At 55.5% G+C, this 12,719-nt stretch carries 16 protein-coding genes; 9 read left to right on the top strand and 7 right to left on the bottom strand.

Going from position 1 to position 12,719, the window contains the following annotated elements:
• Nucleotides 1-61 precede the first annotated feature (61 nt).
• Both speB and AC4FIA_RS05950 read right to left on the bottom strand, forming a co-directional pair.
• Complete coding sequence (speB, locus tag AC4FIA_RS05955) at nt 62-1,030, bottom strand: agmatinase (RefSeq protein WP_490365084.1); 969 nt, start codon at nt 1,028-1,030, stop codon at nt 62-64.
• Between the two features lie 4 nt (nt 1,031-1,034).
• A complete protein-coding gene (locus tag AC4FIA_RS05950) occupies nt 1,035-2,204 on the bottom strand; it encodes a M20 aminoacylase family protein (RefSeq protein WP_490365083.1) in 1,170 nt (389 codons plus the stop codon).
• A gap of 62 nt (nt 2,205-2,266) precedes the next feature.
• On the opposite strand from AC4FIA_RS05950, the gene mazG reads away from it, so the two are divergent.
• From mazG to AC4FIA_RS05935, 3 genes are all read left to right on the top strand, one after another.
• Nucleotides 2,267-3,088, top strand: coding sequence for a nucleoside triphosphate pyrophosphohydrolase (gene mazG, locus AC4FIA_RS05945; RefSeq protein ID WP_490365082.1), 822 nt, complete (start codon nt 2,267-2,269; stop codon nt 3,086-3,088).
• Nucleotides 3,089-3,163: 75 nt separating this feature from the next.
• Nucleotides 3,164-4,165 carry a Fe(3+) ABC transporter substrate-binding protein gene (locus AC4FIA_RS05940; protein WP_490365081.1) on the top strand — a complete coding sequence of 334 codons (1,002 nt, stop codon included), beginning with the start codon at nt 3,164-3,166 and terminating at the stop codon, nt 4,163-4,165.
• A gap of 133 nt (nt 4,166-4,298) precedes the next feature.
• The gene (locus AC4FIA_RS05935; protein ID WP_490365080.1) at nt 4,299-5,246 is read left to right on the top strand and encodes a YihY/virulence factor BrkB family protein; all 948 of its coding nucleotides are present in this window, start codon (nt 4,299-4,301) and stop codon (nt 5,244-5,246) included.
• Between the two features lie 73 nt (nt 5,247-5,319).
• Here the strand turns inward: AC4FIA_RS05935 and AC4FIA_RS05930 are convergent, their stop codons facing one another.
• From AC4FIA_RS05930 to fabD, 3 genes are all read right to left on the bottom strand, one after another.
• On the bottom strand, nt 5,320-5,553 hold the full coding sequence (locus AC4FIA_RS05930) for an acyl carrier protein (protein WP_490365079.1): 234 nt from the start codon (nt 5,551-5,553) through the stop codon (nt 5,320-5,322).
• 218 nt (nt 5,554-5,771) lie between these two features.
• A complete protein-coding gene (gene fabG, locus AC4FIA_RS05925; RefSeq protein WP_103909689.1) occupies nt 5,772-6,509 on the bottom strand; it encodes a 3-oxoacyl-ACP reductase FabG in 738 nt (245 codons plus the stop codon).
• 42 nt (nt 6,510-6,551) lie between these two features.
• On the bottom strand, nt 6,552-7,490 hold the full coding sequence (gene fabD, locus AC4FIA_RS05920) for an ACP S-malonyltransferase (RefSeq protein WP_490365078.1): 939 nt from the start codon (nt 7,488-7,490) through the stop codon (nt 6,552-6,554).
• Between the two features lie 185 nt (nt 7,491-7,675).
• On the opposite strand from fabD, the gene AC4FIA_RS05915 reads away from it, so the two are divergent.
• Nucleotides 7,676-8,878 (top strand): cytochrome b/b6 domain-containing protein, encoded by a 1,203-nt coding sequence (locus AC4FIA_RS05915; RefSeq protein ID WP_490365077.1) that lies wholly within the window; start codon nt 7,676-7,678, stop codon nt 8,876-8,878.
• Between the two features lie 15 nt (nt 8,879-8,893).
• Nucleotides 8,894-9,787, top strand: coding sequence for a serine hydrolase domain-containing protein (locus AC4FIA_RS05910; RefSeq protein WP_490365076.1), 894 nt, complete (start codon nt 8,894-8,896; stop codon nt 9,785-9,787).
• 36 nt (nt 9,788-9,823) lie between these two features.
• Here the strand turns inward: AC4FIA_RS05910 and AC4FIA_RS05905 are convergent, their stop codons facing one another.
• Together AC4FIA_RS05905 and AC4FIA_RS05900 are read right to left on the bottom strand one after the other, a co-directional pair.
• The gene (locus AC4FIA_RS05905) at nt 9,824-10,399 is read right to left on the bottom strand and encodes a YceI family protein (protein ID WP_490365075.1); all 576 of its coding nucleotides are present in this window, start codon (nt 10,397-10,399) and stop codon (nt 9,824-9,826) included.
• Between the two features lie 102 nt (nt 10,400-10,501).
• On the bottom strand, nt 10,502-10,738 hold the full coding sequence (locus AC4FIA_RS05900) for a hypothetical protein (RefSeq protein ID WP_490365074.1): 237 nt from the start codon (nt 10,736-10,738) through the stop codon (nt 10,502-10,504).
• Nucleotides 10,739-10,993: 255 nt separating this feature from the next.
• Here AC4FIA_RS05900 and rpsF point away from each other — a divergent pair, with 255 nt between their 5' ends.
• The 4 genes from rpsF to AC4FIA_RS05880 all read left to right on the top strand — a co-directional run bounded on the left by rpsF (nt 10,994) and on the right by AC4FIA_RS05880 (nt 12,688).
• A complete protein-coding gene (gene rpsF, locus AC4FIA_RS05895) occupies nt 10,994-11,350 on the top strand; it encodes a 30S ribosomal protein S6 (protein WP_490365073.1) in 357 nt (118 codons plus the stop codon).
• A gap of 22 nt (nt 11,351-11,372) precedes the next feature.
• Nucleotides 11,373-11,600, top strand: a complete 228-nt coding sequence (gene rpsR, locus AC4FIA_RS05890; RefSeq protein ID WP_009805008.1) for a 30S ribosomal protein S18 — start codon at nt 11,373-11,375, stop codon at nt 11,598-11,600.
• A gap of 12 nt (nt 11,601-11,612) precedes the next feature.
• Nucleotides 11,613-12,233 (top strand): 50S ribosomal protein L9, encoded by a 621-nt coding sequence (gene rplI, locus AC4FIA_RS05885; RefSeq protein WP_103909683.1) that lies wholly within the window; start codon nt 11,613-11,615, stop codon nt 12,231-12,233.
• A 152-nt stretch (nt 12,234-12,385) separates the two neighbouring features.
• Nucleotides 12,386-12,688 (top strand): Dabb family protein, encoded by a 303-nt coding sequence (locus AC4FIA_RS05880; protein ID WP_490365072.1) that lies wholly within the window; start codon nt 12,386-12,388, stop codon nt 12,686-12,688.
• Nucleotides 12,689-12,719 lie beyond the last annotated feature (31 nt).

The following is a 12,719-nucleotide window of genomic DNA, read 5'->3' as shown; positions in this document are numbered from 1 at the left end:
AAAAGAACACTTTCAACTCTTCCCACCTGTTGTGCCGGTGTTATCGAAAAACCAGTGTCACTTATTCAGAACCACGACGCGTCCAGCCCCAGAGGCACAGGATTTCCATCGCCACATGCGCTCCGGCGACAGCCGTCGCACCAGTCGTATCGTAAGCTGGTGATACTTCAACCACATCACCACCCACAACGTTCAAACCGGCGATTTCCCGCAAGATCAACGCCGCTTGACCCGAAGTTAAACCGCCCCACACCGGCGTACCCGTACCCGGTGCAAAGGCCGGATCAAGGCAATCGATGTCAAAGGTCAGATAGCACGGGGTGTCACCCACGATGTCTTTGATTTTGGCAGCGACCGTATCGGGGCCTGCGCGATGCACCTCGGGGGCGTCGATGATGTTGACGCCCATTGTATCAGGATTTGTTGTGCGAATACCGATAGATACAGAGCGTTCAGGAATGATCAGCCCTTCTTTCACGGCCTTGTACACAAACGTCCCGTGATCAATCCTGTCCGGATCATCGTCGACCCAACTGTCGGAATGCGCATCGAACTGAACCATTGCGAGCGGCCCGAATTTTTCGACGTAGGCACGCAAGATCGGCAGAGTGATGAAGTGATCACCCCCCAACGTCAGGGACGCAGCACCAGCATCCAAGATGGTCTTGATGTGGCTCGTGATGCCCGCTGGAACAGTTGATGTTTTTGCGTAATCAAACGCCATATCCCCATAATCAATAACGGAAAATTCCGATAACGGATCGAAATCCCAACCGTAAGGCGGATCATAGGGTTGCAGACTCGACGCCTCACGGATCGCCCGTGGGCCAAAGCGGCAACCAGGCCGGTTTGTCACCGCTTGATCAAACGGAATACCCGTGACGGCCAGATCGACACCGGACAGGTCTTTGGTATAGCGACGACGCAGGAAAGATGGCGCGCCAGCAAAGGCGTTTTCATAGCTTAAACCACGCGCACTTTCACGCGTAAACGCATGATCAATCTGGTTTTTTGCGTCTTCCAGTGCCATTCATTCAGTCCTTATTCAGCGGCTGGCGTGTTTCAATGAGGCGGGCAAAAAAGCTTGCTCCGAGTGGCGTGATTTCGTCGTTGAAGTCGAATTTCGGATGATGCAGCGACGGACCGAGCCCCTGTCCGATCTGCAAATATGCCCCGGGTCGTGCATTCAGCATATACGAAAAATCTTCTGCGCCCATAGAGGGTTTTATGTCGTCAATGATGTTTTCGGAACCGCAAACCTCAGACGCGACAGCGACGGCAAATTCTGTTTGAGCCGCGTGATTGATGGTTGGCGGATAGGACTTCTGATAATCGATTTCCGCCGTTAAACAATAACTTGCCGCCTGCCCTTGAACGATTTCACGCAGACGCTTTTCGGCCATTTCCCTGATTGCAGGATCAAAGGTTCGCACCGTGCCCGCCAAAAGCACCGTTTCCGGCGTCACATTCTTGGCCGAGCCCGCCTGTACCTGCGTCAGCGACACGACAATAGCCCCCAAAGGATCGGCATTGCGCGAACTGATCGTCTGCAGCGCCATGCCGATGCTCAGGGCCGCAGGAATGGGATCAATGTTTTCATCAGGATGGGCCGCATGCCCGCCTTTCCCGCGCAAAACGATGTCAAAATCGTCCACAGCGGCCATGATCGGACCCAGACAGGTGCTGAACGTCCCGACCTCGCCATTCGGGTCAGTATGAAGGGCGTAAACCTCTTCGATGCCGAAGCGTTCCATCATGCCTTCGTCGACCATTAGACCGCCGCCGCCGATGGTTTCTTCTGCCGGTTGGAAAATCAGAGCCACCGTGCCAGAGAAGTTGCGCGTCTCGGCAAGGTATTTGGCCGCCCCCAAAAGCATCGTCGTATGGCCATCATGCCCACATGAATGCATTTTTCCGGCAATTTTCGACGCATATTCAGCGCCGGTCTCTTCCTCCATCGGCAAGGCATCCATATCGGCGCGAAGCCCTGTCACGCCGCCTTTTTCCTGCCCATGGATCAACGCCACGACGCCGGTTTCCGCGATGCCGGTATGGATTTCGTCGACACCGAATTCTTTAAGGCGCTCAACGACAAACGCCGCTGTGTCATAACAGTCCAGCCCCAATTCAGGGTACTGATGCAGATGCCTACGCCATCCCTTCATCTCTTCCTGATAAGCGGCGATGCGATTCACTACGGCCATGTCTGGACACTCCTTTGGTCGTGGTTCAGGCTTGTCACGACGATGAAGGAAGGGCAATCGCCATGAGCGAAAATTTGGTTCACAACTCTGAGGCCGGCATGGAACGTCTGCTTGAGATTATGCGCAGATTGCGTGATCCGGAAACCGGCTGCCCGTGGGATGTGGAACAAAGCTTTGAAACCATCGCCCCCTACACAATTGAAGAAGCGCACGAAGTGTCCGACGCGATCGAACGCAAGGCCTATGATGAGCTGAAGGACGAGTTGGGCGATCTTCTGTTCCAGTCTGTCTTTCACGCGCAGATCGCACAAGACATGGGGCTATTCGCGTTCAATGACGTTGTAAATGCCATCTCGGACAAAATGGTGTCGCGCCATCCCCATGTGTTTGGCGATGAATCAAACCAGAAGTCCGCAGAGCAGCAAACGAAAGACTGGGAAGCAGTCAAAGCCGCCGAACGCGCGGCGAAATCCGAAGGCGGCGTTCTGGACGGTGTCGCTATGGGCCTGCCGGCGCTGATGCGCGCTGTAAAACTGCAAAAACGCGCGGCCCGCGTAGGATTCGACTGGCCGGAAACCTCGATGGTTTTGGACAAACTGGTGGAAGAAGCACAGGAAGTGGCCCAAGCCATAAACCCAGAACATCTGGAAGAAGAGTTCGGGGACCTGTTGTTTGTGATGGCCAATCTGGGCCGCCATCTGGATGTCGATCCGGAAAAGGCACTTCGGGCGGCAAACGCAAAATTTACGCGTCGTTTTAAGTACATAGAGAAATCTTTGGCCGCTGACGGACGGCATCCTTCGGACAGTACACTAGAGGAAATGGACGCCCTTTGGGATGAAGCCAAAGCGCTGGATAAGGCTGGGCGAAATATTTCCGATTAATTTATTCGGGTATTGACCTGAGTTTTTTAGTCAGGCATTAGGCGAGGTAATCTAACACCCAATTGGAGTTACCCAATGACCCGTTATTCGATGACAGCTCTGGCCCTTGTTATGGCTGCAACCTCTGCCTCTGCGGAAGTGAACATCTACTCTCAGCGTCAGCCTGAACTGATTGCACCGATCACAGATGCGTTCACTGCAGCGACTGGCATCGAAACCAACGTTGTGTACCTCGACAAGGGTCTGACCGAACGCCTTCAGGCTGAGGGTGACCGTTCCCCCGCCGACATCATCATGACCGTCGACATTTCCCGCCTGAGCCAAGCAGTGGATGCTGGCGTCACACAAGCGGTTGAGAGCGACGTTCTTGCCGCGGCTATCCCGGCAGAGTTCCGTGATCCGGGCAACCAGTGGTTCGGCGTTACAACACGTGCCCGTATCGTTTACGCGTCCAAAGATCGCGTCGATCCTGCGGAAATCACAACATACGAAGATCTGGCCGATCCGAAGTGGGAAGGCAAAATCTGCACCCGTTCCGGCACACACCCCTACAACCTTGCTCTACTGTCCGCTGTGATCCATCACCACGGCTATGACGCGGCCAAGGAATGGGCGCAGGGCCTGAAAAACAACCTGGCACGCAAGCCCCAAGGCAACGACCGCGCACAGGTTAAGGCGATCTGGGCGGGCGAATGCGATATCTCGCTGGGCAACACCTACTACATGGGCAAAATGCTGGAAGACGAAGAGCAGACAGCATGGGCGAACTCGGTCAACGTTGTGTACCCGTCCTTTGCTGAAGGCGGCACACACATGAACGTATCCGGCGTTGCAATGACCAAAGCGGCTCCGCACGCAGAAGACGCAAAAGCATTCATGGAATTCCTGGCGTCCGACGAAGCACAGCACGTTTACGCGGAAACCAACTATGAATTCCCTGTCAAAGCCGGTGTAGATCGTTCCGAACTGGTTCAGTCCTGGGGTGATTTCACCACAGACCAAGTGAACCTGATGGATCTGGCAGCGTTGCGCGCTGATGCCCTGAAAATCATGGAAGAAATCAACTTCGACGGCTGATTTAGCAGCGAAGTCCCCGAAAGCCGCCGGTCACATCGCTGACCGGCGGCTTTTTCTTTTGCCTTTTCGCTTATGCCGGAACCGAGGCTTGTGTCATACGTTGATCAGAAAGATCCTTGTACAAGGCAGGCCCGTGAACGGACACGACGCACACAAACCGCATCACATCCCGCGACAGGGATGGTTCCAGATTGTGAAGCGCCTTTTTCAGCGCGTGACCGAAGACCATGTGTCGGTCGTGTCGGCTGGCGTTGCCTTTTTCGGGCTTCTCGCGATTTTCCCGTCATTTACCGCTTTGGTGTCCATTGCGGGCTTTTTCCTAGATCCTGTCGATGTGACCAACCAGTTGGACCAACTGGCAGAGGTATTGCCGCCCGACGCGGCGGGCATCCTTCAGGAACAGGTGCTGGACGTGGCCGGTGGCGATACGACGCGCACAGGGTTGGCAGCGCTGGTGTCGTTCCTTCTGGCGTACTACGGCGCCGTAAAGGGCGTAAAAACGCTGATGTCGGGCCTGAACGTGGCCTACGGCGAAAAGGAGAAACGCGGCTTTCTAGCCCTGAATCTGACAGCCGTGGGCATGGCGCTGGGTCTGATTTTCGGCGTTTTGGTGTCGACTGGCCTGATGATCGTTTTGCCCGTCGTTCTGAAGTTCTTTTGGATCCCGCCCGAAGTTGAAATGGCTGTCACGCTGGGCCGCTTGCTGATCGTGACTATTCTGATCGTCGGGGGTTTTTCGTTTCTTTATCGCTATGCACCGTCGCGGCGCAGTGCAAAGTGGCGCTGGGTGTCACCAGGCGCACTGATAGCGACGGTTTTGTGGATGATCGCCACAAACGCCTTTTCTATCTATGCGCAGAACTTTGGCACCTACAACGAAACCTACGGGGCGTTGGGCGGTGTGATTGTGCTGCTGACGTGGCTTTGGATGTCGGCCTACATCGTTCTTCTGGGGGCCACCCTGAATGCCGAGATGGAACATCAGGCGCGTCCGGACACTACTGTGGGTGAAGAACGCATTCTGGGCCAACGGGGCGCTGTGAAGGCCGATACGCTGCCCGACGGCGAACCGACGACCTGACAGAAAACCATCTGACAAAAGAAAACGGCGCTCTGAAACCAGAGCGCCGTTTCTACTCGGATCAAAGAAAGGCTTATGCCGCTTCTTTGATGAACTTTACCGCGTCGCCGAAGGACTGAATTGTTTCAGCCGCGTCGTCGGGGATTTCGATGCCGAATTCTTCTTCGAACGCCATTACCAGCTCAACAGTGTCAAGGCTGTCTGCGCCCAGATCGTCGATGAAGGAAGCGCCTTCGACGACTTTCTCTTCTTCAACGCCGAGATGTTCGACCACAATCTTACGCACGCGATCTGCGATATCGCTCATGTTCTTTCCTCACATTTCGTTTGGGCCGTGTCGCCCATGTTGCCCAAAGCCCATATGGGCTGGAGCGATTTACCCTTGCGGGCGGTTGTCCCCCGAAAAGACAAAGGCCGAAGCCCCCACCCCCATCGGGCTTTAAAACTGCGAGCGCCTATAGCACAAGCGCTCAGTTTGGCAAACGCTTTCCCGACATTGCGGGACCGACAAAGCGGCCAGCGTTGTTACAACATCGCCATCCCGCCGTTCACATGCAAGGTCGAGCCGGTCACATAACCGGCCTCGGGGCTTGCAAGATATAGAACAGCAGCAGCGATTTCTTCAGACGTGCCCATACGGCCCGCCGGAATTTGCTGAAGGATGGCAGATTTCTGATCATCGTTCAGTTTGTCAGTCATCGCGGTTTCGATGAAACCGGGTGCAACAGAGTTTACAGTGATACCACGGGACGCGACCTCATAGGCCAGCGACTTGGACATGCCGACCATACCGGCTTTCGCGGCCGCATAGTTACCCTGACCCGGGTTGCCAGTTGCACCAACCACGGACGAGATATTCACGATACGGCCCCACCGGGACTTCATCATGCCGCGCAGCACGCCTTTGCACAGGCGGAACGTTGCGGTCAGGTTGACCTCAAGCACCGCGTTCCATTCGTCTTCGGACATGCGCATGAACAGGTTGTCGCGTGTGATGCCAGCGTTATTGACCAGAATGTCGACAGCGCCCATCGCCTCAGCCGCCTGTTTGGGCAGCGCGTTGACTGCATCTGCGTCAGACAGGTTGCACGGCAGGACATGTGCACGATCGCCAAGGGTCGCGGCGAGTTCCTGAAGCGGCGCTTCGCGGGTGCCCGAAAGACCAACGGTTGCGCCAGCTGCGTGCAGCGATTTTGCGATCTCGCCGCCGATACCACCGGACGCGCCGGTGATCAGGGCGCATTTTCCTGTCAGGTCGAACATAATTTTCTCCTTCCCTGCGCGTTCAGCGCGGATCTTAATTCTTTACGCCAAAGCTTCTGCAGCCGCGGTCACGTCGGCGGGCGTGCCCACGGCACGGGTCGCAACAGACCGGTGGATGCGCTTGATCATACCGGACAATGCTTTGCCTGCTCCGATTTCCCAAGCCTCTGTCACGCCTTGCGACGCCATCCACTGAACCGATTCACGCCAGCGGACAGAGCCCGTGACTTGTTCGACCAACAGTTGACGAATGGTTTCAGGATCGTTCACCGCCTCGGCGCGGACGTTTGCAACAACAGGCACGGCAGGTGCGCTGATCGCAACCTCGGCCAGTGCCGATTTCATCACTTCGGCCGCAGGGGCCATCAAAGCCGAATGGAACGGTGCGGACACAGGCAGAAGCAACGCGCGTTTCGCACCCTTTTCCTTGGCGATCTCAACGGCACGTTCAACGGCGGCTTTGTCACCGGATACAACAACCTGTGCAGGATCGTTGTCGTTCGCGGCCTGACAGACATCGCCTTGCGCTGCGGCATCAGCCACTTCGCGCACTGCGTCCAGATCAAGGCCCAGAATAGCGGCCATGGCACCTGTGCCGACGGGCGTTGCCTCTTGCATTGCTTTGCCGCGGGTCCGCAGCAGACGCGCGCAGTCAGACACGGTTAGTGCGCCAGCAGCCGCCAATGCGGAATATTCCCCCAGCGAATGACCAGCAACATAAGATGCCGCCGAGATGGTCACGCCTTCGGCTTCCAGCGCGCGGAACGCGGCCAGAGAGGTCGCCATAAGCGCAGGCTGCGCGTTTGCCGTCAGGGTCAGTGTTTCAATGTCGCCGTCCCAGATCAGATCGCTCAGCTTTTCGCCCAGAGCATCGTCGACTTCGTCAAAAACGGCCTTTGCCACCGGATATGCATCGGCCAGATCGCGGCCCATTCCTACAGTTTGCGCCCCTTGACCGGGAAAAACGAAAGCTCGGCTCATCGTGTCCTCTTCGAATTTGTTTTAACCCCAATATCGGCAGTGACCCCGAGGCGCAACGCTTTGCACAGATGCACAGGGGTTGTGTGGTTGAAACAATTCCTGTCCTTGCAGCGTTGAACTATCTCAGGACTAACTGCAAAACCTGACCCAAGGTCACTTTGCCCCTATTTTTAACGAGGAATCGCATGCCAGCCCAAAACACCGCATTTCAATACGGCGCTGTCGCACGTTTGTTTCACTGGCTGACCGCATTGGGAATTTTTTTCCTAATCGCGAGTGGATTGATTGCCGAGGAATGGCCGTATGGCACCGAATCCGAACTGGCGACCAAAGTGACGTTGTTCTCGACCCACAAAACAATCGGCGTGCTGATCTTCTTTATCGCCTTGGCCCGTATCCTGTGGGCCCTGACACAGCCGCGCCCTACCCCGTTGCATCCTGAACGCAAGCTGGAAACGCTGGCCGCGGAAACCGTGCACTGGTTGCTTTACGGATCGATCCTGTTGGTCCCCCTGTCCGGCTGGGTCTATCACGCGGCAACGTCGGGCTTTGCGCCGATCTGGTGGCCTTTCGGTCAATCCCTGCCGTTTGTGCCCAAGTCCGAAAGCCTCGCGCATGTGGCGTCGACATTACACGAAGTGCTGAACTGGGTTCTTTGGGCGTCTGTTGCCCTGCATGTGGCGGGCGCAATGAAGCACCAGGTTGTTGACAAAGACCCGACGCTGTCGCGTATGACCAAGGGTGTTCCTGCTGGCACGACCGAAGCCCCTAAAACCAGCCACGCGTTCAGCGCCACGCTTGCGCTTGGCGTTTGGGCGGTGATGCTGTCGGCGGGCACAGCGATGGGCATGTTCGAAGAACGGGAACCACGTCCGACTGATGCCGCCGAATTGGCAGAGGTCGATAGCCAATGGACGGTTCAGGACGGCACACTGGCCATCACCATCCAGCAGATGGGCAGCGCGGTTGAGGGTACATTTGAACAGTGGACCGCCGATATCGCGTTCGAAGAACAGGACGCCCCAGGCAAGACCGGCGAAGTGACGGTCGAAATCGCAACTGGTTCGATCGCTTTGGGATCGGTGACATCGCAAGCGGTCGGTAGCGACTTTCTGGCGGTTGAAACCTTCCCGACCGCAGTCTTTCAGGCCGATATCCTGAACGTGGCCGATGGCTATGCGGCAGAAGGCACTTTAACGCTGAAAGGCGAGACCATGCCGGTGACGATGCCATTCCAGATGACCATTCAGGACGGGATCGCCACGATGGAAGGCCGCACGACGCTAGAACGCTTGAACTATGGCGTCGGTGAAAACATGGCCGATGGCACTCAGCTTGGACTGCGGGTTGATGTGTCGGTGAAACTGGTTGCCGAGAAAGCGGATTAAGCCCACCTTTGCCTGATGAAACAGGCCAAGCCATCCTCGGACTTTCACGCGTGCATTGTGAAAAATGGTCAGGTCGTCCTTACCCAAGGGCGGCCTGATACAGTTTTCCCGTGGTGGAGTTTCAGCAAATCCGTTCTGGCCGTAATCGCCCTGCGCGCAGGTGTCGATCTGAACCTGCCACTTCCCAACGCCACGTACACACTGCACCAGTTGCTGAGTCATACCGCCCGTCTTCCGTGTTACTGCGATCTGCCGGAATACCACATCGCGGTCGCTGCAGGCGAAACCGCTTGGGGCTTTGGAGATATGCAAGCGCGGGTCAGGTCCCTGCCCCAAATCAAACAGCCAAATTGGTGCTATTCGAATTATGGCTACGCGTTGGCCCGCCGTAGGATCGAAGACCTGACCGGCAAAAGCTTGGCCAAACATGTACAGGAGTTGGCCTACCACTTAGGGCTAAGCAACGTTTTCCTTGCTGAAACTACGCAAGAGTTTTCTAAGGTGCATTGGCCAGAAGCCAAACGATACGATCCCAAGTGGGTCTATCACGGATGCCTTGTCGGCACGCCTGAAGAGGCCGCATTGATGATGGATGCCATCGCCACTAGCCGCCTTTTGTCACCTGATCAGTTCAGAACGATGAACACCTGTATCGACCTTGGCGGTGCGCTAGAGGGTCGACCATGGACACGCTGCGGGTACGGATTGGGCGTGATGTCGGGGGTAATGGGCGACGCGGGTCGTGCGATTGGGCATTCCGGCAGTGGACCGTTTTCCAGCAACGCCGTGTACTATTTCCCTGACCTTCCTGAGCTAACAACCGTAGCAGTCTTTGGCCATGGTTCATTCGAGGGTCATTCGGAAAACCATATTCAGACGCTGATAAAAGAAAAAGCCCGCCATCCCTAAGGATGACGGGCACAGCGTGAGTGATACGCTTACTCGTTACTCAGCTTTCATCGCCTCGATGGAGATGTTCACCTTAACTTCGTCACCCACGTAGGGGGCGAACATGCCAAGGTTATAGTCGGTGCGCAGCAACGTTGTTGTCGCTGTGAAACCCGCCCACGGCTTGTTCGCCATCGGGTGGTCCATTGCTTGTGTCAGCGTGGCGTCCAGAACGACTTCTTTGGTGACGTCGTTCAGTGTCAGGTCACCAGTGATCAGGGCTGTGTTGTCGCCTGTAACCTCAATCGACTTGGACGTGAAGGTAACCATTTCATCTTCATCTGCGCCGAAGAAGTCATCGGCCATGAAGTGTTGGAAACGCTCTTCCCAGCCTGTCAGCATCGAGCGGACAGGGAAAGATACGTTTACAGAAGAGTTCGCAGGATCTTCTTGATCAAACATGATCTCGCCGGCGAAGCCCGAGAACATGCCGTAGGTCGTGGAAAAGCCCAAGTGGTTGTATTCGAACAGGATCTGGCTGTGGCTGGAATCAAGTTCGTACTTTTCAGGCGCAGCAAAGGCTGCGACCGGTGCCGCCATCAGTGCGAGTGCGAATGCAACAGATTTTTTCATCGTTTACTCCGGAACAAAAGTTATGTCCCAGAGATGTGCGCAATCGGACCAACCTACAATTCTAGGTTTTCCAACATGATCTGTGCGCGGATGAACGGAACTTTAAGTTTCTGTGCGCGCAATCAGCAAAAAGCCAATTCCTGCTGAAATTTCAACCACTGTCACACCGAATTTCATCAACAGCATAGACGCTGTCGGTTCAACCTGCGGTACGATCCACATCCCGACACCCGCAAGGCACAGAGCAACGCCGAAAAAAGCGGCGCAGGCTTTGATCCAGTTCACACCGGTGTATTCGCGGGATTGCGCTGCTTCAAAGCCGTGATCTACTGCACTCATCTGACCCACCTCGTGGTTTTGTTGTTTCTTAAACCTTTATTAAAAATGGCGACGAAACTTGGGCGTTCGGATGGAATCACGTAGGCCCGATTGCGGCGGCCCGACAGCCAACAACAGGCTTGTCTTCCGGTCATATCCATGTATATCGGGGCGTCCTTTCGCGGAACGTTATGAACCGCGCAGTCTCTCGTGGGTAGGTGCGGAAGGATGAGTAGCCTGCCCTATGAAATGCGCTTGAAAATGAACGGAGTTCACATGCCGCTATACGAGCATGTCTTTATCTCGCGTCAGGATTTGTCCAACGCGCAGGCTGAAGGTCTGATCGAACACTTCTCAACAGTACTGACAGACAACGGCGGTAAGGTCGTTGAGAACGAGTACTGGGGTGTTAAGACCCTCGCATACAAGATCAACAAGAACCGCAAAGGCCACTTTGCCTTCCTGAAAACAGACGCCCCCGCGGACGCTGTTCAGGAAATGGAACGCCTGATGCGCCTGCATGACGACGTCATGCGTGTTCTGACCATCAAGGTCGACGAACACGAAGAAGGCCCGTCGGTTCAGATGCAGAAAAAAGACGAACGCGACGGCCGTCGCGAGCGCCGCAACTAATCCCGAGAAAAGGAGCTAAGACATGGCAGCAAAACCATTTTTCCGCCGTCGCAAGGTCTGCCCGTTCTCTGGTGAGAACGCGCCCAAGATCGACTACAAGGACACAAAACTTTTGCAGCGCTACATCTCTGAGCGTGGCAAAATCGTTCCGTCCCGTATCACTGCCGTATCGGCCAAGAAACAGCGTGAACTGGCACGTGCTATCAAGCGCGCCCGTTTCCTGGCTCTTCTGCCCTACGCCGTGAAATAAGGAGACTGATCAATGCAAGTTATCCTTCTTGAACGCGTGGCCAAGCTTGGCCAGATGGGCGACGTCGTAGACGTTAAGCCCGGTTACGCACGCAACTACCTGCTGCTGCAGGGCAAAGCGCTGACAGCTTCGAAAGAGAACATCGCTCAGTTCGAAGCACAGAAAGCGCAGCTGGAAGCGAACAACCTGGAAACCAAGAAAGAAGCCGAAGCACTGGCTGAAAAACTTGGCGGTCAGCAGTTCGTTGTGATTCGTCAGGCGTCCGACGGTGGCAACCTGTACGGTTCCGTTACAACACGTGACGCAGCCGACGTTGCAACAGCCGAAGGCTTCACCCTCGACCGCAAGCAGGTTCTGATCCGCGCGCCCATCAAAGAACTGGGTCTGCACGAAGTAGAAGTTCACCTGCACCCCGAAGTTATGGTCACAATTTCTCTGAACGTTGCACGTTCCGAGGAAGAGGCCGAACTGCAGGCGTCCGGCAAAAGCATCCAGGAACTGGCTGCTGAAGAAGAAGCACAAGCAGAATTCGAAATCTCCGAACTGTTCGACGATATCGGTGCTGCTCAGATGGACGACGACGGCGAGGAAGCCCCCGCTGCGGAAGCCGCTGAAGAAGAAGACAACGCCTAATCAGGCCCGTCTTTTTCAAAATTTCGAAGCCGCGCAATGATTTGCGCGGCTTTTTTGATGCGCCAAACTGTCACTTTCGTCCCTCTGGCCGTCCATTGAATCACAGGGTAAGCCGAGCCTGACACACAGGCAGTGACCGAATGGAGTGAAACATGGCAAATACCCCCGAACGTGATTTCATTCGTCACGTCGTGTTTTTCAGCGCCAAGGATAAGCAGGACGTCGATCGGATCATGGCAGGCCTAGAGATGCTAAAAAACGTTCCGGGTGCACGGCACTTCGAAGTGCGCAGAAACCTTCGCGCCGACAGGTTTTCTGACGATGTCGACATCGTTTTGTACGCCGAGTTCGACGATGAAGACGCGCTAAAGGCCTATCATGCGCATCCTATCTATCAACAATGTATTTCGATTGTTCGCCCCTTACGCGATCTGAGAATTGCCGCAGACTTCTGATCATACCCGACAAAAGAAAAAGGCCGCCCAG

Source organism: Thalassococcus sp. (genome assembly GCF_982780845.1).
Note: the sequence above shows the minus strand (reverse complement) of the source record. Positions and strands in the feature narration are given on the sequence as shown.

Bases quoted from the DNA above. Each gene is read 5' to 3' on its own strand.
- rpsF (WP_490365073.1), top strand. From the start codon at position 10,994: ATGCCGCTATACGAGCATGTCTTTATCTCGCGTCAGGATTTGTCCAAC.
- AC4FIA_RS05950 (WP_490365083.1), bottom strand. From the start codon at position 2,204: ATGGCCGTAGTGAATCGCATCGCCGCTTATCAGGAAGAGATGAAGGGA.
- AC4FIA_RS05880 (WP_490365072.1), top strand. From the start codon at position 12,386: ATGGCAAATACCCCCGAACGTGATTTCATTCGTCACGTCGTGTTTTTC.
- AC4FIA_RS05905 (WP_490365075.1), bottom strand. From the start codon at position 10,399: ATGAAAAAATCTGTTGCATTCGCACTCGCACTGATGGCGGCACCGGTC.
- AC4FIA_RS05930 (WP_490365079.1), bottom strand. From the start codon at position 5,553: ATGAGCGATATCGCAGATCGCGTGCGTAAGATTGTGGTCGAACATCTC.
- speB (WP_490365084.1), bottom strand. From the start codon at position 1,030: ATGGCACTGGAAGACGCAAAAAACCAGATTGATCATGCGTTTACGCGT.
- AC4FIA_RS05940 (WP_490365081.1), top strand. From the start codon at position 3,164: ATGACCCGTTATTCGATGACAGCTCTGGCCCTTGTTATGGCTGCAACC.
- mazG (WP_490365082.1), top strand. From the start codon at position 2,267: ATGAGCGAAAATTTGGTTCACAACTCTGAGGCCGGCATGGAACGTCTG.
- AC4FIA_RS05910 (WP_490365076.1), top strand. From the start codon at position 8,894: ATGAAACAGGCCAAGCCATCCTCGGACTTTCACGCGTGCATTGTGAAA.
- fabD (WP_490365078.1), bottom strand. From the start codon at position 7,490: ATGAGCCGAGCTTTCGTTTTTCCCGGTCAAGGGGCGCAAACTGTAGGA.
- fabG (WP_103909689.1), bottom strand. From the start codon at position 6,509: ATGTTCGACCTGACAGGAAAATGCGCCCTGATCACCGGCGCGTCCGGT.
- AC4FIA_RS05900 (WP_490365074.1), bottom strand. From the start codon at position 10,738: ATGAGTGCAGTAGATCACGGCTTTGAAGCAGCGCAATCCCGCGAATAC.
- AC4FIA_RS05915 (WP_490365077.1), top strand. From the start codon at position 7,676: ATGCCAGCCCAAAACACCGCATTTCAATACGGCGCTGTCGCACGTTTG.
- rplI (WP_103909683.1), top strand. From the start codon at position 11,613: ATGCAAGTTATCCTTCTTGAACGCGTGGCCAAGCTTGGCCAGATGGGC.
- rpsR (WP_009805008.1), top strand. From the start codon at position 11,373: ATGGCAGCAAAACCATTTTTCCGCCGTCGCAAGGTCTGCCCGTTCTCT.